Below are 23,621 nucleotides of genomic sequence, written 5' to 3'. Positions count from 1 at the left end.
TCCTCCGAGGGTTTGGGGGTCAATACCGTGGACCGGGGTTGATCACAACAATAATCACAAAACACCATCACAATCTCACAATAATGGTGTTGCGATATGCCGGGATGATGTTACAAGCGCCCCTAACGCAGGAGGCATGGTTGAAGCGCGAGGAACGCAGGCAGGCGATCATGGATCTTCTGGTCGGATCGCGTGCCGTGGATCTGGACGATCTGGCCGACCGCTTTGCCGTGTCGCGCATGACCATCCACCGCGACCTGGACGACCTGGAACAGGCGGGCCTTTTGCGCAAGGTGCGCGGCGGCGCCACCATCGAGGCGGGGACGCAGTTCGAAAGCGACTTCCGCATCCGCGCGCTCCAGGACAGCGACGCCAAGGCCCGCATGGCCCGCGCGGCACTGGAGATGGTCGAACCCGGCATGACGGTGATGGTCAACGACGGGTCCATGGCCGCCCTGCTGGGCGCCAGCCTGACCGACAAGGCGCCGCTGACGGTCATCACCAACAACGCCGCCGTGATCGAGCGGCTGAAGGACGCGCCCCGCGTCACGTTGATCGCGCTTGGCGGCACCTACAGCGCCAAGTTCAACGGCTTTTTCGGCGTCGTGACCGAGGATGCGCTGTCGCGGCTGCGCGCCGACCTGGCCTTCATCTCGACCCCCGCCGTGGCGGGGCTGCGGGCCTTCCACATGGACGACGCGGCGATCCGCGCCAAGCGGGCGATGATCGCCGCCGCCGACCGGGCCGTGCTGCTGGTCAACCATACGCGCTTCGGCCGGTCGGCCCTGCACATGCTGGCCGACCTGTCCGATTTCGACGCCATCATCACCGACGCCGCCCCCGCGCCCCAGGATCGAACTGCCATCGACCGGGCCGGGCTGCGGCTGACAATCGCAAGGGACTGACCGCATGACGGATTTCTGGATCGGCACAAGCTGGAAGATGAACAAGACGCTGGCCGAGGCGCGCGTCTTTGCCGAAGGCCTGGCCGCGGCGGATGCTGACCGCGATCCGCGCATCCAGCGTTTCGTGATCCCGCCCTTCACCGCGGTGCGGCAGGTCAAGGAGTGGCTGGCGGATACCTCCGTCAAGGTCGGCGCGCAGAACATGCATTGGGCGGACGAGGGCGCCTGGACGGGCGAGGTCTCGCCGGTGATGCTGCGTGACTGCAACCTCGACATCGTGGAACTGGGCCACAGCGAACGCCGCGAGCATTTCGGCGAGACGGACGAGACCGTGGGCCTGAAGACCGAGGCCGCCGTCCGCCACGGGTTGATCCCGCTGATCTGCATTGGCGAGACCCTAGCCGAACGCGAGGCAGGCCGTGCGCAGGACGTGCTGGAAACCCAGGTACGCGGCGCGTTGTCCCGCGTGGCGGGCAGCGATGCGACGATCCTGCTGGCCTACGAACCCGTCTGGGCCATCGGCGTGAACGGCATCCCCGCGACCTCGGATTACGCCGATGCCCGGCAGGCCGAGATCATCGCGGTGGCCCAGAACATCCTGGGCCGCAAGGTGCCCTGTCTTTACGGCGGCTCGGTCAATCCGGGCAACTGCGAGGAACTGATTTCCTGCCCGCATATCGACGGGCTGTTTATCGGACGGTCGGCCTGGAACGTGGACGGCTATCTCGACATCCTGGCGCGCTGCGCCGCAACCATCGGAGACACGAAATGAAACTGGCAATCGCAGGCGACAGCGCGGGTGAGGGTCTGGCCAAGATCCTGGCCGACCACCTGAAGGACAAGCATCAGGTCTCGGAAATCAGCCGCACCGACGAAGGCCCTGACGCCTTCTATGCCAACCTCTCGGACCGGGTGGCAAGCCAGGTCAAGGACGGCACCTTCGACCGCGCCATCCTGGTCTGCGGCACCGGCATCGGCGTCTGCATCGCGGCCAACAAGGTGCCGGGCATCCGCGCTGCGCTGACCCACGACACCTATTCGGCGGAACGCGCCGCGCTGTCGAATGACGCCCATATCATCACCATGGGCGCCCGCGTCATCGGCCCGGAACTGGCCAAGGCCATCGCCGACAAGTGGCTGGCCGAGACCGAGAATTTCGACAAGGCCGGCAAGTCCGCGGGCAACGTGAACGCCATCGACGCGGTCGATGCGAAATACAACAAGGCGTAAGATGCTGAAACTGCCGAACGACGGCCCGGCAACAGGCCGCCTGCTGTCGCATGTGCTGACGGGTGACGGCCCCGCCGCCATCGTCCACGCGATTGCCCGGGCGCAGCCTGCGGTGGCCGCCCGCCTTGGCGCAGGGCGTCTGCACGGCGATCCGACCGAGATCGTCGGCGTGAACGACACCGGCGACAAGCAGAAGGCCCTGGACGTGGGCGCGCATCACCACATGATCGCGGCTCTGCGCGAGGCGGGTGTCCGCCAGGTCCTGTCCGAGGAAGCCGAGGCGGTCATCGAACTCAATCCCGAAGGTGCCTGGGACGTGGCGATGGATCCCATCGACGGGTCAGGCAGCATCGGCATCGGCGCACCCCTGGGGATGCTGTTCTCCATCCTACCCGCCGCGCCCGAGGGTTTCCTGCGCACGGGCGAGGCGGTCGTGGCCGCTGGCTATGCCTCTTTCGGCCATTCGATGGACTTCGGCTGGTCCCTGGGCGATGGCACCCATATCGCCGGCTGGGACGCCGAGGCGGGCGAGTTCCGCATGGTGCGCGAGAACGTCACGCTGAAGCCGACCGCATCCACCATCGCCTATAACGCGTCCAACGAACGCCACTGGAACGCGGGCCTGCAAGCCTGGGTCGCGGATCTGCGGGCGGGCAAGGACGGACCTCTGGGCAAGAACTACAACATGCGCTGGCTGGCCGCCGCCGTGGGCGAATTGCACCGGATCCTGCTGAACGGCGGCGCGTTCCTCTATCCCGCCGACCGCCGCCCCGGCTATGAAAACGGTCGCCTGCGGCTGGTCTATGAATGCATGCCGATCGCCTTTCTGGTCGAACAGGCGGGCGGGCTGGCGTCCGACGGCGCGCAGCCGATCCGTTATCGCAAACCGTTAGCGGTACACGACATGACGCCCCTGATATTCGGCGCTAAGGACGAGGTCGAGACGATCCTCGGCTATCTGGCCGAACCCACGGAAGGATAACAACATGGCTATGATTACCCTGCGCCAGCTTCTCGACCACGCGGCCGAGAATGGCTATGCGGTCCCCGCCTTCAACATCAACAACATGGAGCAGGGTCTGGCGATCATGACCGCCGCGCAGGCGACGAAATCGCCGGTGATCCTGCAAGCCAGCCGGGGGGCGCGGGCCTATGCCAACGATCTGGTGCTGGCCGGGCTGATCCAGGGCTTTGCCAAGGCCTTCCCGGACATCCCGCTGTGCATGCACCTGGACCACGGCAACGGGTTGGCGACCTGCGCCACCGCCATCCAGAACGGCTTCACCAGCGTGATGATGGACGGCTCGTTGAAGGCCGACGGCAAGACGCCCGCCGATTACGCCTATAACCGCGACATCACCGCCAAGGTGGTCGAGATGGCCCATGCCTGCGGCGTCTCGGTCGAGGGCGAACTGGGCGTCCTGGGCAGCCTGGAAACCGGCATGGGCGACCAGGAGGACGGCCACGGCGCGACCGAGCAGCTGGGCCATGACCAGCTTCTGACCGACCCGGACGAGGCCGTGCGCTTCGTGAACGACACCAAGGTGGACGCGCTGGCCATCGCCATGGGCACCAGCCACGGCGCCTACAAGTTCTCGCGCAAGCCCGACGGCGACATCCTGGCGATGCACGTGATCGAGGAAATCCACACCCGCCTGCCCAACACCCACCTGGTGATGCACGGGTCGTCGTCCGTCCCCGAGGATCTGCAACAGATCATCAACAGCTATGGCGGCGACATCAAGCCGACCTGGGGCGTCCCGGTCGAGGAGATCCAGCGCGGCATCAAGCACGGCGTGCGCAAGGTCAACATCGACACCGACAACCGCCTGGCGATGACTGCCGCGATCCGCAAGGTCTTTTCCGAGGAACCCTCCGAGTTCGACCCGCGCAAATACCTGAAGCCCGCGATGCAGATGATGTCGCAGGTCTGCAAGGACCGCTTCGAGGCGTTTGGCACGGCAGGCAATGCCGACAAGATCGTGCCGCTGCCGCTGTCGGTGATGGCCTCGCGGTATTGATCTGCGGATAGGATGAAGAAGGGGCCTCGCCGGGTGGCGGGGCCTTTTTCGTTGGAGGCCCTGGATTGACATGTACAGGATGAGGTACCAAGTTTGCGGGAAGCAAACCCGGTCCCGCCATGAACATCGTCACCTATACCGACGCCCGCAAGCACCTGAAGGATGTCATGGACCAAGCGATCCACGACAAGACCGAAACGGTCATCACCCGCTCGGGGCGTGAGGCCGTTGTGGTCGTCGGCAAGGAAGAATGGGACGCAATCCAGGAAACGCTGTATCTGCTGACCTCGCCCGCCAACGCGGGTCGCCTGCGGGACTCCATCGCCCAGTTGAATGCGGGGCAGGGGGTCGAGCGGACCCTGGACGATGAAGCTGATCTTCTCTGACGCCGCATGGCAGGACTATCACCACTGGCGCAACAGCGATGCAAAGGTTTTCGAGCGGCTGAACGATCTGATCAAGGAAACCATGCGGACACCGTTCAAGGGGACCGGCAAGCCCGAACCCTTGAAAGGCGATTTGTCCGGTTGGTGGTCCCGAAGGATCACGCAGGCGGACCGGCTGGTCTATCGAGTGTCGGGGAATGGGGAGGCGCAGGCGTTGGAGATTGCGCAGTGCCGGTATCATTATTAGGTGGGGTGGCTACTGTATAACCTGTCTGTTGCTATGGGGAGTTGTTTTGGAAAACAAAGCTATCGAGCAGATTGGCGAATATAAACTTCGCAAAAAGGACTTTTCTCATTTGCATCCTGATCTTCAAGCAGGATTGGTCATTACAGCTTATGCTATAACAGAAATAAATTCGTTGATGCGTCTATTCCTTAATGCTGCACATCCTCGAACAGGGAATGATCTGTTGGACTCAGCAAGTTGGACTCAACGCCACATCTTGCTCCGCACTATTTCTTCAAAAGTCTTTGAGTAGTGCGTGATGCTTGAAGGGAAGGATTGTAAAAATGCAGATAAAAGTTGGAGCGATGAATCCGAAAATATCAGAAAGGAAATTTCTTCTACTGAAAAGATGGTTGGCTTTAAATTATCAGAATATCTCCGTAATGAAGCAACAAATCACTATTCGTTCCGCGCAGCAAAAAAGAATTTGACGTACACGAGTCCTAATGCGGATTTTAGTCTCTATGTTCATCAAAAGCACGGGAACAGCTTCTACCCTGCCGGGGAAGAAGTTATGTTCATAGCTCGCGTATCACGACATATTCACGGTTTGAAAAATATCACCTTTCATGAAGCGATTGATGCATGGATGCTTTGGGTGAGAGAGGTTGTCACGATCATGTCAAACCATTATTACAAGATGATTGTAGAGCATATTTTTAATCAGAAGCCAGGAAAATTTGCTAAGAAAGTTACTTATTACGTTCCGTTTAGTATGGTTCAAGAAGTTCGCAAGCCTACCGCGCCAATATTTATGAGGGATCGGGGGCCATCTAAGTGCGTGTAACTTATTACAGAACAACACGTGGCGTTTTGTCTCATTAACCCCTCTGACGCGCCCTCCCGTCCTCCATCCCCATGCTGCGCATCGACGACATCTCCTATTCCATCCAGGGCCGCCCTCTGTCCAAAGGCGCAACTGCCACCATCCCCAAGGGCCATTGGGTCCACCCCAACCGCACCACCAACCCCATACCTGAAACTTCCCCACCCCTTCCGCTGTTATCCTCCCGACATTGGAAAGGAACCCCGCCATGGCCACCGAACCCAAACCCAGCCGCGGCATGCCCCGCTCGATCCTTTATGCGCTGATCCCCGCCGGATTTCTGATCATGGTCGCCTTCATGGTCCTGTCGGGGCGCGACCGGTCCGAAACCGCTGCCGAGGCCGCGGTCGAAACGACCGAGACCGTGCCCCTGCCGATCGAGTCTGCGCCTGGCACCCCGGTCCCCGCGGAAGCAGCACCGGCGCATGCAGCCCCCGTGGATGCAGCTCCGGTGGAACCGGCCAACTGACACATTGTCCCCCGCGCGGGGTGATGCAGTGGTGTGGGGTGCCTGTCGCCGCTTGACGCGCGGCTTCGCATCGGCCATCCCCCGGCAATGCTGCGCATCGACGACATATCCTATTCCATCCAGGGCCGCCCTTTGTTCGAAGGGGCTTCGGCCACCATTCCCGAAGGCCACAAAGTCGGCCTTGTCGGCCCCAACGGCGCGGGCAAGACCACGCTGTTCCGCCTGATCCGCGGGGAACTCAGCCTCGACGGCGGCGACATCAGCCTGCCCAGCCGCGCCCGCATCGGCGGCGTCGCGCAAGAGGCGGCGGGAACGGCCACCTCGGTCCTGGAAACCGTTCTGGCCGAAGACAAGGAACGCGCGGCCCTGCTGGCTGAAAGCCACACCGCCACGGACGCGCACCGCATTGCGGACATCCAGACCCGGCTGGCCGATATCGACGCCTGGTCGGCCGAGGCGCGGGCGGCCTCCATCCTGGACGGCCTGGGCTTTTCGACCGCCGACCAGGCACGGCCCACCAGCGATTTTTCCGGCGGCTGGCGGATGCGGGTGGCGCTTGCGGGGGTGCTGTTCGCGCAGCCCGACGTTCTGCTGCTGGACGAACCCACGAACTATCTGGACCTGGAAGGCGCGCTGTGGCTGGAAACCTATCTGGCGCGCTATCCGCATACCGTCATCATCATCAGCCATGATCGCGACCTCTTGAACCGCGCCGTGGCCCATATCCTGCATCTGGAGAACCGCAAGCTGACGCTTTACACGGGCGGTTATGATGACTTCGCGCGGATGCGGGCGGAAAAGCGCGCCCTGCAGGCCGCCGAGGCGCGAAAGCAGGCCGACCGCCGCGCCCATCTGCAAAGCTTCGTGGACCGCTTCCGCGCCAAGGCATCGAAGGCCCGCCAGGCCCAGGCCCGCGTCAAGATGCTGGCCCGGATGGAGCCGATCACTGCGCCCGAGGAAGCCAAGTTCCACCGCTTCGGCTTTCCGCAGCCCGAGGAACTGTCGCCCCCCATCGTCGCGATGGAGGGGGTCAGCGTCGGCTATGACGGGCGCGCGGTGCTGCGCAAGCTGTCGCTGCGCATCGACCAGGACGACCGCATCGCGCTGTTGGGCCGGAACGGGCAGGGCAAGTCCACGCTGTCCAAGCTTCTGGCCGAACGCCTGCCCGCGATGGAAGGCAAGCTGACGCGGTCGTCCAAGCTGCGCATCGGATACTTCGCCCAGCATCAGGTGGACGAGTTGGACCTTGGCGAAACCCCGCTGGCCCATATCCGCCGCCTGCGCCCCGATGAGGGCCAGGCGAAACTGCGCGCCCGGCTGGCGGGCTTCGGGCTGATGGAGGCGCAGGCCGAGACCAAGGTCGGCCAGCTGTCGGGCGGCCAGAAGGCGCGGCTGTCGCTGCTGATCGCGACCATCGACGCGCCGCATCTGCTGATCCTGGACGAACCCACCAACCACCTGGACATCGAATCCCGCGAGGCGCTGACCGAGGCGCTGAACGACTATACCGGCGCGGTGGTGCTGGTTTCCCACGACATGCACCTGCTGGGGCTGGTGGCCGACCGGCTGTGGCTGGTCAGCGACGGCGCGGTCTCTCCCTACGAGGGGGATCTGGACGATTACCGCCGTTTCCTGCTGGGCGGGGACGAACCCCGGGTCGTCGAGGAAAAGCCGAAACCCGCCCCGAAACGCGCGCCGCGCGACGAGTTGCTGGCCCTGCGCGCCGAAGCCCGCCGGGCCGAGGAACGTGTCCAGAAGCTGGCCGAGATGCTGGAAAAGCTGGACGTGAAGCTGGCCGATCCGGCGCTGTATAACGACCCGCACGAGGCGAAACGCTGGTCCGCCAAGCGCCTTGAGGCCGTGCAGGCCATGGCGCGGGCCGAAGATATCTGGATGAATGCGTTGGAAAATCTGGAAGGTGCCGAACGGGGATAGCTGTTGCGCAAATGCGCCGCCCGGGCGATGATCGTTAACGATTGGCCCGTGGCGCCTTGTGCAGTGTAACGATTCGACCCTAGGAAGCGATTACATCCCGCCGACCCCTCCTGAAGGACCCGACCATGAAACATCTGCTGGCCTTGGCCGTTCTTGCCGCATCCGCTGCCACGGGTGTTCATGCGCAGGATTTCGGCTTTGCAGGCCGCGAGTTTTCGGTCGATCTGGGGGTCGGCGTGGATGTCGGCCCGGATTATCCCGGTTCCGACGACGCCGAGGCCGGTCCCTGGCTGATCTGGCGCAACGCGGGCTTCGGCCAGCCGGGCAGCAACCTGCGCGAGGGTTTTGCGATCTCTCCGTCCTTCGGCACGGTGGGCGAACGCGACGCTTCGGACAATGACGACCTGGCGGGGATGGAGGATATCGACCGCGCCTATGAACTGGGTCTGCGCGTCAGCTATGGCGCGGGTCCGGTGACGGCGTTCGGTTCGGTCCGCAAGGGCTTTGACGGGCACGAGGGGCTGACCGGGGAAGTCGGCGCAAGATACCGCACCGAGCTGTCCGACCGCGTGACCCTGTGGTCGGGCCTGTCGCTGGGCTATGGGGACGGCGATTACAACGGCACCTATTTCGGCGTCACCCCGGACGAGGCGATCCCGGGCCGTCCCGCCTATGACATCGGCGGCGGCTTCAACAAGGCGTCGATCACCTTCGAGGCGCAATACGCCCTGACGGAGAACACCGCGTTGCTGGGCGAAATCGAATACGGCAAGCTGATCGGCGATGCCGCGGATTCGCCGGTGGTCCAGGACGAATACCAGCCCGCGATCAAGTTCGGGGTCGTGCGCAAGTTCTCGTTCGGGTTCTGACCCGGACCCTCAGGTCCAAGGGGCCGCGACACTGTCGCGGCCCTTTTCGTTCTCCGGCCAAGGGATGGCGGGATCAGGCCGGCTGGCGCCGCCGACGCCGCGTCATCGCCAGGGCGCCGATCCCCAGGCCCAGAAGTCCCGCCGACATGGGCAGGGGAACGGGGGCAGGCTGGTTGACGGAGACAACGGTGAACTCGGCCATTCTGTTGAAGAAGGTCATCGTTCCCCAGCCCAGCGACTCGGAAGACAGGTAATCGTTGTTGAAAACATAGGTCAGCGTCCCGCCTGGCCTTGGATCGACCGTCAGCGACCGATATTCGCCGAACAGCATGTCGCCGTTGTGATAGGTGCCCGTCACGCCGTCCGTGCAGCCGACCCCGGCAAGATTGCAGCGAAGCGCATAGCCGCCGTTGTCGAAAGGGGCGATCATGTCTTCGGGATCATCGGGGACCGACAGCGTGGCGCGGAACGCAACCATGTCGCCGATGGACAGCCCAGGTCGCAGGGTCGGCAGCGCCAGTCCGCTTTCCTCGGCCAGAAGGGTATCGAACTGATGCTCCTGCCATCCCGCCGGATCGGTCGGTCCGGCCGTGCCATAGTCCGTGACCGCCAGGTCGGTATATGTCGTGCCCTCGTATCGCAGACCGATATCGAACCTGGCCAGGGTGGCTGCGTTCGCCTGTCCGCCGATGCCGATCGCCAAACCTGCCGCCAGCAGGGAAATGACCGTGATTTTCATGCTCGACCTTCCCGTCGTAAGATGCGGCATCCCAAGGCCGCGCAGGGTCGATTACCGGCCGCTGCCGGGACCGAGTCAAAACCAAAATACCCGCGCCTCCGGTGATAGGCGAAAAAGGGATCATTGTCGGGAAAAACCGCCGATGCGGTTACGCTGCCGCAGGCGGGTCAAGGACGGTCATGGACGGGATGGAGCGGGTGAAGGGAATCGAACCCTCGTATTCAGCTTGGGAAGCTGCTGCTCTACCATTGAGCTACACCCGCGTGGCGCCTTGGCTAAACGATGGCGCGGGCCGCGTCAAGCATCAGACAAGGCCCATCTCGGCAAGCGCCGCGGCCATCTGCGGGGGCAGGGCGGCGTCGCCTGCGCGCCCGCGCGGCATGTCGGCGGGGGCATCCTGGGCCGTCAGATAGCGCCAGCCCTGGAAGGGGCGGCGCGGCACGGCGGTGACCGGCACGATGTCGCGGTCCAGGATCAGGGCGCAGCGGCGGATGCCGTCGTCGCGGAAATGTTCGTCCAGCCGGACGATCCGCTGGCGGGCCAGCATCACCCCCTTGAAGACCCAGAAGATCGACCCGCCCGACAGCAGTTCGTCCTCTCGCTTGGGCCACATGCGGGTGACATGGACGGCATGGCCGTCGCCAAAGCGGCGCTGCCATTCGGCCAGTTCATCGGGGCCTTCGGCGCCCACGCAAAGCTTCATGAGGTGGAGTTGTGCTGACATGGCCGCAAGATAGGGGGTGCCCGGCGGCCTCACAAGGCTGTCGGAAACGAAAAGGCCGCGCGGGATGGCGCGGCCTTTCGGTTCAATGGAATGGGACGATCAAAGCTCGTCCAGGGCCTCGACAGCCTTTTCCAGTTCTTCCTTGGTCACGGTCTTTTCAGTGACCTGCGCCTGCTCGGCGATGTGATCGACGACCTTGTCCTCGAAGATCGGGGCGCGCAGCTGCTGCTGGACGGCCTGGTTCTGCTGGACGAACTCGAAGAAGGCGCGTTCCTGGCCGGGATACTGGCGCGCGGCGCGCAGCACGGCCTGCGTCATCTCCTGGTCGGTGACGGTCACCTCGGCCTTCTGGCCGATCTCGGCCAGCAGCAGGCCCAGGCGCACGCGGCGCTCGGCCAGCTTCTTGTGCTCGTCGGTCGGCTCGATGCTGCCGTGGTTGTGGTCGTGGACCTCGGGGTTTTCCTCGTGCCACAGCTGGTGGGCGATCTGATGCGCCTCGGCCTCGACCAGCGATTCGGGCAGGTCGAACTTCACCTTCTCGTCCAGCTGGTCCAGCAGCGAGCGTTTCAGGATCGCGCGGGCGGCGCCGGCATATTCCTGTTCCAGGCGGCCGGCGATCTGCTTCTTCAGGCCTTCCAGATCCTCGGCGCCGAATTTCTTGGCCAGTTCGTCGTCGATTTCCGCCGCCTTGGGCGCCTTCACGGCCTTGACCTTGCATTCGAAGGTGGCGTCCTTGCCCGCCAGGTGCGGGGCGCCGTACTGGTCGGGGAACTTGACGTTCACCGTCACGTCCTCATCGGCCTTCGCGCCGACCAGCTGATCCTCGAAGCCGGGGATGAAGCTGTTCGAGCCCAGCACCAGCGGGTAATCCTCGCCCGCGCCGCCCTCGAAGGCCTCGCCGTCGACGAAGCCCTTGAAGTCGATCACGACCTGGTCGCCGTCCTTGGCCTTGCTGCCCTTCTTGCGGTCCTCGAAGGACTGCGCCGACTTCGCCAGGTTTTCCAGCGCCTCGTTGATCGCGGCTTCCTCGGCCGGGACCGACAGCTTTTCCAGCGTCAGGCTGGACAGGTCCACCTCGGGGATGGCGGGCAGCGCCTCGTAGGAGACGTTGACGACGACGTCGTCGCCCTCCTTCCAGGTCTCGCCGTTCTGCATCTCGACCTTGGGCTGGGTCGCGGGACGGTCGCCGGACGTGTCCAGGTGGTTCTTCAGCGCGCCGTCGATGGCTTCCTGCATGGCATCGCCCATGATCCGCTGGCCGAACTGCTTTTTCAGCATGGCCATCGGGACCTTGCCCTTGCGAAAGCCCTTCATCTCGACCTCGGGCTGCGCTTCCTTCAGCTTCGCATCGACCGTCGCGGCCAGATCAGCTGCCGGCAGGGTGAACTGATAGCCCCGCTTGAGACCTTCGTTCTGCGTTTCCGTGACCTGCATCATCGTCCTCATGCCATAATGGCCGCCAAAACCGGGCAGCCCGAAAAATTCCCGTCCTTCTAGTCGCGGGGGCAGGTCTCTGCAAGCGGAACCCGCGCAGCGGCCGGGGCGTTTTCCGTCGCTCCCCTTTGCAAAAGGCCCGCCATGACCCGTTTCAGCGTCATCATCGCCACCAGCCTTCTGGCCGCCGGAACGGGCCTGGCCCAGACCGCCGCATCCCCCGACATGGCCCAGCCCCGCGCCGCGACTGCAGCCACGGCGGCCCAGGACGCCGCCCGCAACGGGACCCCCGGCGCGCAGGCCCAGGGGACGCAGACGGCTGCCACCGAGGAAGCAGGCCAGTCCGGCGAAGGCGGCTGCCCGGCCCCGGACACGGTGGCCCAGCCCGCGACCCAGCCGCAGCCCGGTTCGGACAGCACCGAAGCCAACAACGCAGGCACCAGCGGGTGGAGCGGGGGCCTTGGCGGTTCCCACCTGGGCACGAACACGCAAGGGGCGCTGAACGCCTCGCCGACCTGGCAGCCGCCCACGGCGCGGGGTCTGGACCTGACGGGCCGGGCTGAACCGGTCGCGGCCAGGGCGCCCGACTGCTGATCAGTTGAGGATCGGCGGCTGCGGCTCGGCGTCGTCCAGCCGCAGCCGCAGACCGTCGCGGTTCAGGAACTCTCCGTCCCGGATCAGGGTGCGGTCGCCGTTCATCGCGCGGACAAGCTGGTCCAGCCGGTCGCGGGCGATGTCGTCCTTGACCAGCCCCTCGCGCCCCGCGCGGAACAGCACGACCGCGTCCCAGTCCACGCCCGATCCGTCCAGATAACCCGCCATGTCGGGCCAGCGGATCTCGTCCCCGATCACGTGCAGATAGGCCGACCGCAGCAGGTCGATGCGCCCGCCGCCGATGCCCAGCAGCACGATCAGCATCGTGAAGCCCTGGGTCTCGGCATAGGTCTGCTGCACCCAGTCGTCGAAATCGGTTTCGTTCATGCCTGGCCTTCGGAAACTGGCGGAAGGGAATGGGAGTCGAACCCACCCGGGACAGTCTCGCTGCCCCAACCGGAGTTGAAGTCCGGCCGCCCCACCGGGGACGATTCCCTTCCAGGATCGCCGAACAGGTCGGCGCGATGAGGGTTGATGCGACGTAAATCGCCCCGGCGCAAGGTCAGGCCCAGGCGGTCGAAGAAGTCGAGGATCTCGATGGCGACCTTGCGGCCGTTCTGCACGCGGTCGCGAAAGGCGGGCGCGGTGAACCAGCCGTCAGGGGCCTGCGCCGCGACATCGTGGATGATCGCCACCATCTCTCGCGTCGTCTCGCGCGCGAAGAAATGGTCATGGGCGATCTGGTCGGTTCGGCCCAGCTTCTGCGTCAGGCGCAGCACGCGGCGGATGTCGCGTTCGTCGATGCCGAAGTCGGTCGCGAAGTCGCGCACGCGCGGCGGGCGAAAGCGGGTTTCGCCCGCAAGGGCGGGGGCGATGCGATCCCACAGCGCCTCGTCATCCGGTGTCAGGCGGACCTCGTGGCCGGGCAGGCGGACGAAGGCACCATCGGGGACCGCGCGGCCCGCGTCGGCCTCGGCCCGCAGGAAGGTCAGGAAGGCGTCCTTCGGCAGGCGCGGGTGCAGCGCCAGGCGCAGGCGTTCGCGGCCCAGGCCCGCAAGGTCGGGGTTGTCCGCGTGGAACTGTGTCAGGGTTTCCGTCAACTGGGCCTGCAGCACGGTCAGCACCGGACGGCCAAGGGCCAGGTCGCCGATGGTCGCCGCATCCGCGCGGCGCAGGGCATCGGTCAGATCGGCAGGCGACAGGCTGCGGTCGCGGGCAAAGGCGGGCAGATCGACCGGCGCCACGGCCAGCATCGCGGCAAGGGCGGCCCCCGGATCCTCGGCGCGGGCGGCGTCAAGCAGCGCCAGCCGTTCGGGCGTGCGGCGCTTACGGGCCGGGGCGCGCAGGTCGAGGAAGCGCCCGCCGCCGATGGTGCGGCTGGCGGACACGTCGCGCAGGATGAAGCGGTCATGCACCGCCGCAGCAATGGGCCGATCCAGCACGATCTGCACGGGACCGCCTTCGCCGGGCTGGATCGGATCGCCCAGGGGCACGATGCGCGCGCCGGTTTCGACGGCGTGGCTGTGCAGGCGGGCGGGGAACCAGGTGCCGATGGGCTTGGGTTCGGACGGCAGCACCGTCAGCCAGGCGTCGATCCGGTCGGTCGGGGCGTGCAGCGTGGGCGACAGCACCACGTCGCCGCGATGGATGGCATCCTTGCTGATCGCCTCGCCCGCCAGGTTCAGGGCGCAACGCTGTCCCGCAACGCCTTCCGTTGCCGGGCGGTTCTGTGCGTGGATGGCGCGGATGCGGGCGGGCAGGCCGCGCGGGCTGACGATCACCTGATCCCCGACGGCAACCCTTCCCGTCAGCATGGTTCCCGTCACCACCGTGCCCGCGCCGGACAAGGTAAAGCTGCGGTCCACTGCCAGTCGCATGGGGCCATCGGCTTGGCGGGCGGTCGTCTCGGATTCAGTGGCGATCAGCGACGCGCGCAGGGTGTCGATCCCTTCGCCGGTCAGCGAGGACACGGGCAGGATCGGCGCATGGGCCAGGGCGGTCCCTGCAAGAGCCTCGCGGATCTCGGCGGCGACTTCGGCGCGGCGGGCGTCGTCCGCCAGGTCGGACTTGGTCAGCGCCACGACGGCGCGCGGAATGCCCAGCAGATCCAGGATCGCCACATGTTCCCGCGTCTGCGGCATCACGCCGTCGTCGGCAGCCACGACCAGCAGCGCCATGTCGATGCCGCCCGCGCCTGCCAGCATGGTGTGGATCAGGCGTTCATGCCCCGGCACATCGACGAAGCCGGTGATCGCACCGCTGCCCAGGTCGGCATAGGCGAAGCCCAGGTCAATGGTGATGCCGCGCGCCTTCTCCTCGGCCAGGCGGTCAGCGTCGGTGCCGGTCAGCGCCTTCACAAGCGCCGTCTTGCCGTGGTCGATATGCCCCGCCGTGCCGACGATCATGCCGACAACGCCCGCAGCAGATCCTCGTCCTGGTCGAGGCAGCGCAGATCCAGGATCAGCGCACCGTCGCGGATATGGCCGATCACCGGGCGGGGCAGGGCGCGCAGTCGGGCGGCCAGCCGGTCAGGCGCATCGCCCCCCGCGCCGGTGATCCGCAGCCCGGCCGAGGGGATGGTGTCGGTCGGCAGCGCGCCCGAGCCGATCTGGCTGGCGCAGTCCGTCGTGGTCACCGTGTAGTCCGGCAGCAGCGCACCGACCTGCGGGGCAAGGCGCGCGGCCTGCGCGGCGATGTCGGCTTGCGGGCGCGACAGGTATCGCAGCGTGGGCAGACGTTCGGCCAGCCGGTCGGGGTCGCGGTAAAGTCGCAGCGTCGCCTCCAAGGCCGCGATGCGGATCTTGTCCAGGCGGACGGCGCGTTTCAGCGGGTTTTTGTTGATCTGCGCGATCAGGTCGCGGCGTCCGACGATGAAGCCCGCCTGCGGCCCGCCCAGCAGCTTGTCGCCCGAAAAGGTGATCAGGTCCGCGCCTTCGGCCACGGCCTCGGCCACGGTGGGTTCGCGGCGCAGCCCCCAGGCGGCCAGATCGACCAGCGATCCTGCGCCCAGGTCATTGAGCAGCACCACGCCTGCCTTGCGCGCGATCTGCGCCAGGTGCGGGGCGGGCACCTCGGCCGTGAAGCCCTCGATGCGATAGTTCGAGGTGTGGACCTTGAGGATCAGCCCGGTGTCCGGCGTGATCGCGTCCTGGTAATCGCACGGATGGGTGCGGTTGGTGGTGCCCACCTCGACCAGATGCGCGCCGGCGCGGGCCATGATGTCGGGCATCCGAAAGGCGCCGCCGATCTCGATCAGTTCCCCGCGTGAGACGATGGCCTGCCGCCCTTGCCCGAAGGTGTTCAGCGCGATCAGCACGGCAGCGGCGTTGTTGTTGACGATCGTGGCGTCCTCGGCCCCCGTCAACTCGCACAGAATCCCACGCAGGTGGTCGTCGCGCTGTCCGCGACCGCCGCTGTCCAGGTCGAACTCCAGGGCCAGCGGGGCGGCCATGGCGGCACTGGCGGCGGCGATGGCCTCGTCCGCCAGAATCGCGCGGCCCAGGTTGGTGTGCAGGACAGTGCCGGTCAGATTAAGCATCGGCCGCAGGTTCGACTGCGCGGCGGCGGCCAGGTCGGCAGCCAGCAGATGCGGCAGGCGCGCGGCCTCGGCGTCACCGTCGGCGCCGTCGCGGATCGCGGCACGGGCGGCGTCCAGACGGGCGCGCAGGCCCGCCGTGACCGCCGCGCGGCCGTGGCCGTCGATCAGCGTTTGGCCCATCGGGGACAACAGGAACTGATCGACCGAGGGCAGGGCGCGGAACCCCGCCATCAGTATCCCGCGATGAAGGGGTTGAAGCCGCCGCGCCGGAAGTCCGTGTCCCTCATCAGCATGTCCAGCCCCAGGCTGGACACGTCGTCGGCGATGGGATCGAGGCTGGCGTTCTTGACCTGATACAGGATCTTGACCCAGCCTTTGCAATCGCCGCAGACCTCGGCCTTGACGGTCGCCTCGTCCGTTTCGGCGCTGCGATAGCTGATCGCGGCGTTCGATCCGCAGCAGAGGCAGACGACGCGCACCTCGTTCCACTGGGTCGCGCAGCAGCCGCAGGTAGCGTAGCGCGTGCTTTCGATGCCCGCCTGGCCCATCACCGATGACGTGGCGGGCTTGCCGCCGCAGGTGGGGCAGGTGCCGGTCCTGATCTTGACCAGCTTCGCCGCGTCCAGCGTTCCCGCCAACCGCGCCAGGTGCAGTTGCACCGCCGCGCCGACGAACAGGTGGGGCGCGGCGCTGTCGTCGGGGATGCGGTCGGACAGGATGTTTTCCAGCAGCCAATGCCGGTCGGCAATCCCCGATGCGGTCACCGCGGACAGGGCAAGGCGGGCCTGTTCGGGCATCTCAAGGCCCGCGGCCTCGGCCAGGAAGCGGTCCAGCGTGGCGTGCATCCCTTCGTCCGTGGCAAGCGCCGCGCGGTCGATGGGGGGCATCCGGCTGGATTGGGCCAGTTCCACCCGGTCCGTGGGGATCGGCATCACGGGGGGCAGTTCGCGCGCAAGCCGCGCCTGCAAAGCGGTCAGGTCGGCCAGAAAACGCATATAGGGCGCCAGATTGCCGCCGTGATCCGCCAGAAAGGCGAACCGCCCGGCCCGCTTGTCGAAGACGGCAGGGGCATCGGGCAGAAAGGCCAGCGGCGCCACAGGGACGCCGCCAATGACCGAAGGGTCGGGTTTCAGACTGTTGTTCATCGCCTCTCCGGGCCGAACCGGCCACTTGCCTTGCGTTATTCTGCCGGGCCGTTCTGGCGGCGTCCAGCCAGTTCGCGCAGCCACTTGCGGTGGTGGCGATAGGCCCAGCCGCCCGTCACGGTGCCCCGCGTCATCGCCCGCAGCGTGCCGCGCGTCCAGAAGGCCGCATAGACGTGCAGGATGAAGACCAGGATGATCGCCACCGCCGCAAGCGCATGGGTCAGGACGGCCCAGCGGCGGGTCGGGATCGAGACAAGCTCACCGAAGAACTGTTCCCAGATCATGATCCCGGACACGATCAGCACCACGATCAGCAGCGTCATGCCCCAGAAGATGAACTTCTGCCCGGCATTGTATTTGCCAAGCTCGGGCAGGTTCTCCTCGTTGCCCTTCACCACGTCGCCGATCTGGTTCAGCCAGGCCTTGTCGTCCGGCGTGGGCAGGTTCAGCCGCCACAACTGGATGAACATGACCATGAAGCTGACGAACAGCACCACGCCGATGATCGGATGCAGCCACCGCGCCGTCTGCCCGCCGCCGAAAAGGCCGGTCAGGAAATACAGCGACGGATGGAAAAACGCGAGGCCCGACAGCAGCAGCAGGATCAGCGACAGTGCCGTGACCCAGTGGTTGGCGCGGATGAACCCCCGGTAACGGCTGACCGTCACCGGGCGGGTCGATTCGATCCGGTCGCCCGGTTCGGAATAGACGGGGCGCACCATTCAGACAGCCCCCCTGTCGTCCGAACCGCCGGAACTGACCAGCTTCTCGGCCTCTTTCTCCTCGTGCTCGTCCACCTTGTTGGCACGGGCGAAGATGCCGTGGATCGCGGCGCCCACGGCGGCCACGCCCATGACGGCAAGACCGGCGGTCTTGGTCACGCCCTTCCAGCCCTCGACCACGGGCGAGATGCGCGGATCGTCCGGCAGCTTTTCATAGATCGACGGCTTGTCCGCGTGATGCAGCACATAGAAGACATGCGTGCCGCCGACCCCCGCCGGATCATAGATCCCGGCGTTTTCATAGCCGCGCGACTTCAGATCCTCGACCCGTTCGTTGGCGTGGGCGATCATGTCCTCTTTGGTGCCGAAGACGATCGCCTGGGTGGGGCAGGCCTTGGCGCAGGCCGGACCCTGGCCTACGGCAACCCGGTCCGAACACAGGGTGCACTTATAGCTCTTGTGATCGACCTTGCTGATGCGCGGGATGTCGAAGGGGCAGCCGGTCACGCAGTATCCGCAACCGATGCAGTTCTCGTGGATGAAATCGACGATGCCGTTGGAATACTGCACGATGGCGCCGGGCGCCGGGCAGGCCTTGAGGCAGCCCGGATCCTCGCAATGCATGCAGCCGTCCTTGCGGATCAGCCATTCCAGGTTATCGGTTTCCGGGTTCACCCATTCCGTGAAACGCATCAGGGTGAACATGTTCGGCGTCAGGTCGTGGGGGTTCTCGTAAACCCCCACGTTGGTCTCGACCTCGGGCTTGGTGTCGTTCCACTCGATGCAGGCGGACTGGCAGGCCTTGCAGCCGATGCACTTGCTGACGTCGATCAGCTTGGCGACCTTGGTCAGTTGCCGGTCCGGCTGCGGCACGTCCTTCGTGGCCGAGATTCGGACCACGTCGGACGGCAGCAGGTTGGACGCGATGGGCTGAACCGGAGGGTTCGAGGCCGCGGTCTTGGGTTGGGGCGCGGTTTCGCTCATGCCACCGGCTCCTCTGCCGAAGGTTCAATATTGACCATGAAGGCCTTGAATTCAGGCGTTTCCACATTGGCGTCGCCAACCTGGGACGTCAGGCTGTTCGGCCCGAAGCCCTTCTTCGCCGCCCCCACAAAGCCCCAGTGCAGCGGAATGCCAATCACATGGACGGTCTTGCCGTCGATCTGCATCGGCCGCAGCCGCTTGGTCACCACGGCCTTGGCCCAGACCTCGCCCCGCTTGGACCAGACGCGCACCCGTCCGCCGCGCTCGATGCCGCGCTCGGCCGCCAGTTCCTCGCTGATCTCCACGAAGAACTCGGGCTGCAACGCGGCGTTTACCGGGTTGTGCTTGGTCCAGTAATGGAAATGCTCGGTCAGGCGATAGGAGGTCGCCACGAACGGGAACTCGGGATCCCCGATGGCGGCGAACTGGTCGGCAGTGCTTTCGAAGACCCGCGCCACCGGGTTGCCCCGCATCCTGGGGTTGAACACGTTGGCGATGGGCGCCTCGAACGGTTCCATGTGGGTGGGGAAGGGACCGTCCCGCATCATGCCCCGGCTGAACAGGCGCGACGCGCCTTCCGGGTTCATGATGAAGGGAAGGGTTTCGCCCGGCTTGGCCGTGACCGGCATGTCGGGCACGTCATAGCCTTCCCACTTCTCGCCCGTCCACTCGATGATCTTGCGCGACGGATCCCACGGCTTGCCCTGCGGATCGCAGGAGGCCGCGTTGTAAAGGATCCGCCGGTTCGCAGGCCACGAGAACGCCCAGTTCTGGAACATGCCGGTGTCGTCGGGGTCGGTATTGTCCCGCCGCGCCATCATGTTGCCGTCCTTCGTCCAACTGCCGGCATAGATCCAGCAGCCGCCCATGGTCGATCCGTCGTCGCGGTAATGACCGAAGCTGGACAGTTGCTGGCCGGCCTCGGCCAGGACCTTGGTCGGGTCCTTGGGGTCATAGACAGTCGCCAGCGCGCGGCCGTTCATCTCGCGCGCAAGCTCGTCCGGCATCGGCTCGTTCGGGTCGGCATAATCCCAGGTCAGGTTCAGGATGGGGTCGGGGAAGACCCCGCCTTCGTCCTGATAGAGCTTTTTCACCCGCAGGAAGATCTGCGCCATGATCCAGGTATCGTGCTTGGCCTCGCCCGGAGGAGTCGCCCCCGCCCAGTGCCATTGCAGCCACCGCCCCGAGTTCACCAGGGCGCCCTCGTCCTCGGCAAAGCAGGTGGTGGGCAGTTCCAGCACCTCGGTCTGGATCGCCGCCGTGTCCACGTCGTTGTGGATCCCGTGGTTCTGCCAGAAATGCGAGGTTTCCGTGGTCAGCGGGTCCATGACCACCAGCATCTTCAGCTTGGAAAACGCCTCGGTCATCTTGCCGCGGTTGGGGAAGGACAGGATCGGGTTGAAGCCTTGGCAGAAATACAGGTTCACCTTGCCGTGGTTCATCAGCTCGAACATGCGCATCCCGTCATAGGCGGGCACGTCGAGCTTCGGCAGATAGTGATAGGCCCAGTCGTTTTCGGCCGTCGCGGCATCGCCCCACATGGCCTTCATGAAGCTGACCATGAACTTGGAATAGTTCTGCCAATAGCTGATCTGCCCCGGCACGATCGGCTTGAAGCCGCGGGTGGACATGTAGGTCGCCCAGTCCGCTTCCTTTTCCGTCGGGATGTTCAGGTATCCCGGGATCAGGTTCGACATCAGCCCGATGTCGGTCAGGCCCTGGATGTTGGAATGCCCGCGCAGCGCGTTCATGCCGCCGCCCCGGACGCCGATGTTGCCCAGGATCAGCTGCAGCATCGCCATGCCGCGGATGTTCTGCGCGCCCTTGGAATGCTGCGTCCAGCCAAGCGCATACATCGAGGTCATGGTCTTGGTCGGCGACGAGCATTCGCCGATCATCTCGGCGATGTGCAGGAACTTGTCCTTGGGCGTGCCGCAGATGCGTTCCACGAATTCGGGCGTATAGGCGTCCACATGGGCCTTCAGCAGGTTCCAGACGCAGCGCGGATCCTGAAGCGTCGGGTCGGTCTGGACGAAGCCGTCCTCGCCCATCTTGTAGTCCCAGGACGACTTGTCGTAGTCGCGCTTTTCCTCGTCATAGCCGGTGAAAAGCCCGTCGGACCAGCCGAACTCGTCCTTCACCAGGAAAGAGGCGTTGGTATAGTTGCGGACGTATTCCCACTGGACCTTGTCGTTCTCGATCATCCAGCGGATCATGCCCATCAGGAACACGATGTCGCTGCCCGGACGGATCGGCGCATAATAGTCCGACACGGAGGCCGTGCGGTTATAGCGCGGATCGACCACGATCAGCTTGGCGCCGCGATGGGCCTTGGCCTCGGTCACCCATTTGAAGCCGCAGGGATGCGCTTCCGCGGCGTTGCCGCCCATGACGATGACAAGGTCGGTGTTCTTGATGTCGGTCCAGGAGTTGGTCATCGCTCCACGGCCAAATGTCGGGCCCAAACTGGACACCGTGGGGCCGTGTCAGACGCGCGCCTGGTTATCGAATCCGACGATCCCCATGGACCGGACCGTCTTGTAGGTCAGCCATGCGGTTTCGTTTGTGGTTGCCGATGCCGCCAGGAAGCCGGTCGTCGTCCAGCGGTTGACGGGCACGCCCGCCTCGTTCGTCTGGATGAAGTTGGCGTCGCGGTCGTCCTTCATCGCGCGGGCGATCTTGTCCAGGGCCTCGTCCCAGGTGATGTCCTGGAATTCGCTGGCGCCCGCTGCGCGATAGCGCGGCTTGGTCAGGCGCGTCGGGGCCTTGACGAAGTCCTTGAGCGCGGCGCCCTTGGGGCACAGCGTCCCGCGGTTCGTCGGGTGGTCCGCGTCGCCCTCGATGTGGATCAGTTCGGCGGTCTCACCCGCCTTCACGTCACCCTTGGAATACATGATGATCCCGCAGGCGACCGAGCAATAGGGGCAGGTGTTGCGCGTTTCCGTGGTCGTGGCCAGCTTGAAGGCGCGCACATGCGCCTGTTCCGCCGCCTCGGCCTCGCCGAAGCCCATGGCCCCCAGCGACGTCGCCGCAACCCCCGCACCCGCCAGCCTCAAGAAGCCGCGGCGCGAAAGGTCGATGTTCATAACCCCTCCTGCTGCCTGTCGATAGATAGGTACGAGCCGAGTTTGCTGACCGGGCGGTCAAAAGTCAAGGTGAACAGGTGTTCCCGCCACAAGCCACCATTGCAGACGGAAGTTAAAGAAAGATAAAAATGTCATTTAAAATCAGAATAATGCAGTTCTTGAGCGATCATGGCCTTCGTGCGAGTGAGCGATCACTTTCATTGTGAGGAACGTGATGTTCAAGCCGATCTTTCTTGCCTGCGCCATCCTGTCGGTTGCGGGATGCGCAACGATTACCCGTGGATCGAACGACACGCTGGTGGTGAATTCCACACCTTCCGGTGCCCAGGTGAAGATGAGCGACGGGCAGACCTGCAACAACACGCCCTGCACCTTCAAGGTGCCGCGCAAGTCCGAACTTAACGTCCTGGTCACCAAGCAAGGCTGCACGCATCAGCAGATCCGCGTGACCAACAAGGTCGCGCCCGGCGGAAGCGCGGCCATGGCCGGAAACGTCTTCGTCGGCGGGATCATCGGTGCGGGCGTCGATGCCAGCAGCGGCGCGATGCTGGATCTGGTGCCGAACCCGGTCGAGGTGACGCTGGACTGCGGCTAAGGGTCTGGAACGGGCCGCAGCGCAAGCGTGTCGTGGTCCGTCGCCATTCTGGTGCGCGGCGAGGGACTCGAACCCCCACGCCGAAGCGGTTGGACCTAAACCAACTGCGTCTACCAATTCCGCCAGCCGCGCACGCGCCCAGCCTTACGGCAGGAGGGCCGCCGGGGTCAACGGGTCATCGCGATGGCGATTTGCGCCGCAAGGCGGGCGTTGTTCAGGACCAGTTCGATATTCGACTCCAGCGAGCGGCCTTCGGTCAGTTCGAAGATGCGCTGCAACAGGAAGGGCGTGACCTCCTTGGCGGCGATGCGCCGGGTCTCGGCTTCGGACAGGGCCTGTTCGATGAAGGGGCCGATCACGTCGGCGGTGATCTCGGCCTCGGGCGGGATCGGGTTGGCGACCAGTTGACCGCCCTTCAGGCCCAGGCGGGCGCGCATGGCGGCGGCTTCGGCGATCTGGTCGGCGCTGTCCATGCGCAGGGGCGCCTTGATGCCGCTGTTGCGCGACCAGAAGGCGGGCAGTTCGTCCTGACCGAAGGCGATGACGGGCACGCCCAGGGTTTCCAGCACTTCCCAGGTCTTGGACAGATCCAGGATCGCCTTGGCCCCGGCGGCCACGACCGTCACCGGGGTCTGCGCCAGTTCCTGAAGATCGGCCGAGATGTCGAAGCTGGTCTCCGCCCCGCGATGCACGCCGCCGATGCCGCCGGTCGCAAAGACCCGGATGCCCGCCAGATGCGCGCAGATCATGGTGGCGGCGACGGTGGTCGCGCCGGTGCGGCCATTTGCCAGGCAGACCGCCAGATCGGCGCGCGACAGCTTCATGGCCTGGTCGGATGGCGTCTGCGCCAGGGCTTCCAGCGCGTCATGGGTCAGGCCGACATGGATCTGGCCGCCCATCACGGCGATGGTGGCAGGCACCGCCCCGTTGTCGCGGATCACCTGTTCCACCTGCCGCGCCATCTTCAGGTTCTGCGGATAGGGCATCCCGTGGGTGATGATCGTCGATTCCAGCGCAACGACCGGGCGCCCCTCGGACAGGGCGTCCCGGACTTCGGGCGAGAAGGTGAGGGGGGCGGTCATGGGACAAGGCCTTTCGGTGCGTTCAAGAGCGAAGGGCGGCCCCCGCCGTGG

24 protein-coding genes, 3 tRNA genes and 1 pseudogene are annotated in these 23,621 nt (G+C 65.4%); 13 read left to right on the top strand and 15 right to left on the bottom strand.

Annotated features, from left to right (window positions below):
* Window positions 1–140: 140 nt before the first annotated feature.
* From RAH32_RS05140 to RAH32_RS05090, 11 genes are all read left to right on the top strand, one after another.
* Window positions 141–905 (top strand): DeoR/GlpR family DNA-binding transcription regulator, encoded by a 765-nt coding sequence (locus RAH32_RS05140; RefSeq protein ID WP_306605755.1) that lies wholly within the window; start codon window positions 141–143, stop codon window positions 903–905.
* Between the two features lie 4 nt (window positions 906–909).
* Window positions 910–1,677, top strand: a complete 768-nt coding sequence (locus RAH32_RS05135; protein WP_306605753.1) for a triose-phosphate isomerase — start codon at window positions 910–912, stop codon at window positions 1,675–1,677.
* Window positions 1,674–2,135, top strand: a complete 462-nt coding sequence (gene derI, locus RAH32_RS05130; RefSeq protein WP_306605751.1) for a D-erythrulose-4-phosphate isomerase — start codon at window positions 1,674–1,676, stop codon at window positions 2,133–2,135. The genes RAH32_RS05135 and derI overlap by 4 nt, the downstream gene beginning before the upstream one ends.
* 1 nt (window position 2,136) lies before the next feature.
* Window positions 2,137–3,117: a class 1 fructose-bisphosphatase gene (locus RAH32_RS05125; protein WP_306605749.1), complete on the top strand. Its 981-nt coding sequence runs from the start codon at window positions 2,137–2,139 to the stop codon at window positions 3,115–3,117.
* Between the two features lie 4 nt (window positions 3,118–3,121).
* The gene (fba, locus tag RAH32_RS05120; protein ID WP_306605747.1) at window positions 3,122–4,156 is read left to right on the top strand and encodes a class II fructose-bisphosphate aldolase; all 1,035 of its coding nucleotides are present in this window, start codon (window positions 3,122–3,124) and stop codon (window positions 4,154–4,156) included.
* Between the two features lie 119 nt (window positions 4,157–4,275).
* Window positions 4,276–4,542 carry a type II toxin-antitoxin system Phd/YefM family antitoxin gene (locus tag RAH32_RS05115; RefSeq protein ID WP_306605746.1) on the top strand — a complete coding sequence of 89 codons (267 nt, stop codon included), beginning with the start codon at window positions 4,276–4,278 and terminating at the stop codon, window positions 4,540–4,542.
* Window positions 4,523–4,789 (top strand): Txe/YoeB family addiction module toxin, encoded by a 267-nt coding sequence (locus RAH32_RS05110; RefSeq protein ID WP_306605744.1) that lies wholly within the window; start codon window positions 4,523–4,525, stop codon window positions 4,787–4,789. Before RAH32_RS05115 ends, RAH32_RS05110 begins: the two co-directional genes overlap by 20 nt.
* Window positions 4,790–5,087: 298 nt before the next feature.
* A complete protein-coding gene (locus RAH32_RS05105; protein ID WP_306605741.1) occupies window positions 5,088–5,615 on the top strand; it encodes a hypothetical protein in 528 nt (175 codons plus the stop codon).
* Window positions 5,616–5,862: 247 nt separating this feature from the next.
* Window positions 5,863–6,123 (top strand): hypothetical protein, encoded by a 261-nt coding sequence (locus RAH32_RS05100; protein WP_306605739.1) that lies wholly within the window; start codon window positions 5,863–5,865, stop codon window positions 6,121–6,123.
* Between the two features lie 87 nt (window positions 6,124–6,210).
* Window positions 6,211–8,058 (top strand): ABC-F family ATP-binding cassette domain-containing protein, encoded by a 1,848-nt coding sequence (locus RAH32_RS05095; RefSeq protein ID WP_306606555.1) that lies wholly within the window; start codon window positions 6,211–6,213, stop codon window positions 8,056–8,058.
* Window positions 8,059–8,183: 125 nt separating this feature from the next.
* On the top strand, window positions 8,184–8,927 hold the full coding sequence (locus RAH32_RS05090; RefSeq protein WP_306605737.1) for a MipA/OmpV family protein: 744 nt from the start codon (window positions 8,184–8,186) through the stop codon (window positions 8,925–8,927).
* Window positions 8,928–9,000: 73 nt separating this feature from the next.
* Here RAH32_RS05090 and RAH32_RS05085 read toward each other — a convergent pair whose 3' ends face one another.
* From RAH32_RS05085 to tig, 4 genes are all read right to left on the bottom strand, one after another.
* Window positions 9,001–9,666 carry a hypothetical protein gene (locus RAH32_RS05085; protein WP_306605735.1) on the bottom strand — a complete coding sequence of 222 codons (666 nt, stop codon included), beginning with the start codon at window positions 9,664–9,666 and terminating at the stop codon, window positions 9,001–9,003.
* Window positions 9,667–9,855: 189 nt separating this feature from the next.
* A tRNA-Gly gene (locus tag RAH32_RS05080) sits at window positions 9,856–9,929 on the bottom strand.
* A gap of 41 nt (window positions 9,930–9,970) precedes the next feature.
* Window positions 9,971–10,390 (bottom strand): DUF1489 family protein, encoded by a 420-nt coding sequence (locus RAH32_RS05075; RefSeq protein WP_306605733.1) that lies wholly within the window; start codon window positions 10,388–10,390, stop codon window positions 9,971–9,973.
* A 99-nt stretch (window positions 10,391–10,489) separates the two neighbouring features.
* Window positions 10,490–11,824, bottom strand: coding sequence for a trigger factor (gene tig, locus RAH32_RS05070; RefSeq protein ID WP_306606553.1), 1,335 nt, complete (start codon window positions 11,822–11,824; stop codon window positions 10,490–10,492).
* 144 nt (window positions 11,825–11,968) lie between these two features.
* On the opposite strand from tig, the gene RAH32_RS05065 reads away from it, so the two are divergent.
* On the top strand, window positions 11,969–12,418 hold the full coding sequence (locus RAH32_RS05065) for a hypothetical protein (RefSeq protein WP_306605731.1): 450 nt from the start codon (window positions 11,969–11,971) through the stop codon (window positions 12,416–12,418).
* Here RAH32_RS05065 and RAH32_RS05060 read toward each other — a convergent pair whose 3' ends face one another.
* The 9 genes and pseudogenes from RAH32_RS05060 to RAH32_RS21705 form a co-directional block, all read right to left on the bottom strand.
* Window positions 12,419–12,805, bottom strand: a complete 387-nt coding sequence (locus RAH32_RS05060; protein WP_306605730.1) for a hypothetical protein — start codon at window positions 12,803–12,805, stop codon at window positions 12,419–12,421.
* 17 nt (window positions 12,806–12,822) lie between these two features.
* A tRNA-Sec gene (locus RAH32_RS05055) sits at window positions 12,823–12,918 on the bottom strand.
* A gap of 48 nt (window positions 12,919–12,966) precedes the next feature.
* Window positions 12,967–14,823, bottom strand: a pseudogene (gene selB / locus RAH32_RS05050) (selenocysteine-specific translation elongation factor); the annotation flags it as partial.
* Window positions 14,820–16,187, bottom strand: coding sequence for an L-seryl-tRNA(Sec) selenium transferase (gene selA, locus RAH32_RS05045; protein WP_306605729.1), 1,368 nt, complete (start codon window positions 16,185–16,187; stop codon window positions 14,820–14,822). The gene selA and the pseudogene selB, both read right to left, overlap by 4 nt.
* Window positions 16,187–17,101: a formate dehydrogenase accessory protein FdhE gene (gene fdhE, locus RAH32_RS05040; RefSeq protein ID WP_306605727.1), complete on the bottom strand. Its 915-nt coding sequence runs from the start codon at window positions 17,099–17,101 to the stop codon at window positions 16,187–16,189. The genes selA and fdhE overlap by 1 nt, the downstream gene beginning before the upstream one ends.
* 35 nt (window positions 17,102–17,136) lie before the next feature.
* Entirely contained in the window at window positions 17,137–17,823 is a 687-nt protein-coding gene (locus tag RAH32_RS05035; protein WP_306605725.1) for a formate dehydrogenase subunit gamma, read from the bottom strand.
* A complete protein-coding gene (fdxH, locus tag RAH32_RS05030; protein WP_306605723.1) occupies window positions 17,824–18,807 on the bottom strand; it encodes a formate dehydrogenase subunit beta in 984 nt (327 codons plus the stop codon).
* Window positions 18,804–21,281, bottom strand: coding sequence for a formate dehydrogenase-N subunit alpha (gene fdnG, locus RAH32_RS05025; protein WP_489681442.1), 2,478 nt, complete (start codon window positions 21,279–21,281; stop codon window positions 18,804–18,806). Before fdnG ends, fdxH begins: the two co-directional genes overlap by 4 nt.
* Before the next feature lie 12 nt (window positions 21,282–21,293).
* Entirely contained in the window at window positions 21,294–21,893 is a 600-nt protein-coding gene (locus RAH32_RS21705) for a twin-arginine translocation signal domain-containing protein (protein ID WP_489681441.1), read from the bottom strand.
* A 214-nt stretch (window positions 21,894–22,107) separates the two neighbouring features.
* On the opposite strand from RAH32_RS21705, the gene RAH32_RS05020 reads away from it, so the two are divergent.
* Window positions 22,108–22,488, top strand: a complete 381-nt coding sequence (locus RAH32_RS05020) for a translation initiation factor 2 (protein ID WP_306605719.1) — start codon at window positions 22,108–22,110, stop codon at window positions 22,486–22,488.
* Window positions 22,489–22,537: 49 nt separating this feature from the next.
* On the opposite strand, the gene RAH32_RS05015 is transcribed toward RAH32_RS05020, so the two are convergent.
* A tRNA-Leu gene (locus RAH32_RS05015) sits at window positions 22,538–22,620 on the bottom strand.
* Window positions 22,621–22,655: 35 nt separating this feature from the next.
* Entirely contained in the window at window positions 22,656–23,570 is a 915-nt protein-coding gene (locus RAH32_RS05010; RefSeq protein WP_306605717.1) for a pseudouridine-5'-phosphate glycosidase, read from the bottom strand.
* Window positions 23,571–23,621: the final 51 nt, after the last annotated feature.

The organism is Paracoccus yibinensis (assembly GCF_030846195.1).
Taxonomy (GTDB): Bacteria; Pseudomonadota; Alphaproteobacteria; order Rhodobacterales; family Rhodobacteraceae; genus Paracoccus; species Paracoccus yibinensis.
This window is presented reverse-complemented; position numbering and strand designations above follow the sequence as displayed.

Bases quoted from the DNA above. Each gene is read 5' to 3' on its own strand.
- RAH32_RS05090 (WP_306605737.1), top strand. From the start codon at position 8,184: ATGAAACATCTGCTGGCCTTGGCCGTTCTTGCCGCATCCGCTGCCACG.
- RAH32_RS05105 (WP_306605741.1), top strand. From the start codon at position 5,088: ATGCTTGAAGGGAAGGATTGTAAAAATGCAGATAAAAGTTGGAGCGAT.
- RAH32_RS05075 (WP_306605733.1), bottom strand. From the start codon at position 10,390: ATGTCAGCACAACTCCACCTCATGAAGCTTTGCGTGGGCGCCGAAGGC.
- RAH32_RS05085 (WP_306605735.1), bottom strand. From the start codon at position 9,666: ATGAAAATCACGGTCATTTCCCTGCTGGCGGCAGGTTTGGCGATCGGC.
- fba (WP_306605747.1), top strand. From the start codon at position 3,122: ATGGCTATGATTACCCTGCGCCAGCTTCTCGACCACGCGGCCGAGAAT.
- RAH32_RS05020 (WP_306605719.1), top strand. From the start codon at position 22,108: ATGTTCAAGCCGATCTTTCTTGCCTGCGCCATCCTGTCGGTTGCGGGA.
- RAH32_RS05135 (WP_306605753.1), top strand. From the start codon at position 910: ATGACGGATTTCTGGATCGGCACAAGCTGGAAGATGAACAAGACGCTG.
- tig (WP_306606553.1), bottom strand. From the start codon at position 11,824: ATGCAGGTCACGGAAACGCAGAACGAAGGTCTCAAGCGGGGCTATCAG.
- RAH32_RS05095 (WP_306606555.1), top strand. From the start codon at position 6,211: ATGCTGCGCATCGACGACATATCCTATTCCATCCAGGGCCGCCCTTTG.
- RAH32_RS05060 (WP_306605730.1), bottom strand. From the start codon at position 12,805: ATGAACGAAACCGATTTCGACGACTGGGTGCAGCAGACCTATGCCGAG.
- RAH32_RS05035 (WP_306605725.1), bottom strand. From the start codon at position 17,823: ATGGTGCGCCCCGTCTATTCCGAACCGGGCGACCGGATCGAATCGACC.
- RAH32_RS21705 (WP_489681441.1), bottom strand. From the start codon at position 21,893: ATGAACATCGACCTTTCGCGCCGCGGCTTCTTGAGGCTGGCGGGTGCG.
- derI (WP_306605751.1), top strand. From the start codon at position 1,674: ATGAAACTGGCAATCGCAGGCGACAGCGCGGGTGAGGGTCTGGCCAAG.
- RAH32_RS05010 (WP_306605717.1), bottom strand. From the start codon at position 23,570: ATGACCGCCCCCCTCACCTTCTCGCCCGAAGTCCGGGACGCCCTGTCC.
- fdhE (WP_306605727.1), bottom strand. From the start codon at position 17,101: ATGAACAACAGTCTGAAACCCGACCCTTCGGTCATTGGCGGCGTCCCT.
- RAH32_RS05065 (WP_306605731.1), top strand. From the start codon at position 11,969: ATGACCCGTTTCAGCGTCATCATCGCCACCAGCCTTCTGGCCGCCGGA.
- RAH32_RS05100 (WP_306605739.1), top strand. From the start codon at position 5,863: ATGGCCACCGAACCCAAACCCAGCCGCGGCATGCCCCGCTCGATCCTT.
- RAH32_RS05115 (WP_306605746.1), top strand. From the start codon at position 4,276: ATGAACATCGTCACCTATACCGACGCCCGCAAGCACCTGAAGGATGTC.
- selA (WP_306605729.1), bottom strand. From the start codon at position 16,187: ATGGCGGGGTTCCGCGCCCTGCCCTCGGTCGATCAGTTCCTGTTGTCC.
- fdxH (WP_306605723.1), bottom strand. From the start codon at position 18,807: ATGAGCGAAACCGCGCCCCAACCCAAGACCGCGGCCTCGAACCCTCCG.
- RAH32_RS05110 (WP_306605744.1), top strand. From the start codon at position 4,523: ATGAAGCTGATCTTCTCTGACGCCGCATGGCAGGACTATCACCACTGG.
- RAH32_RS05125 (WP_306605749.1), top strand. From the start codon at position 2,137: ATGCTGAAACTGCCGAACGACGGCCCGGCAACAGGCCGCCTGCTGTCG.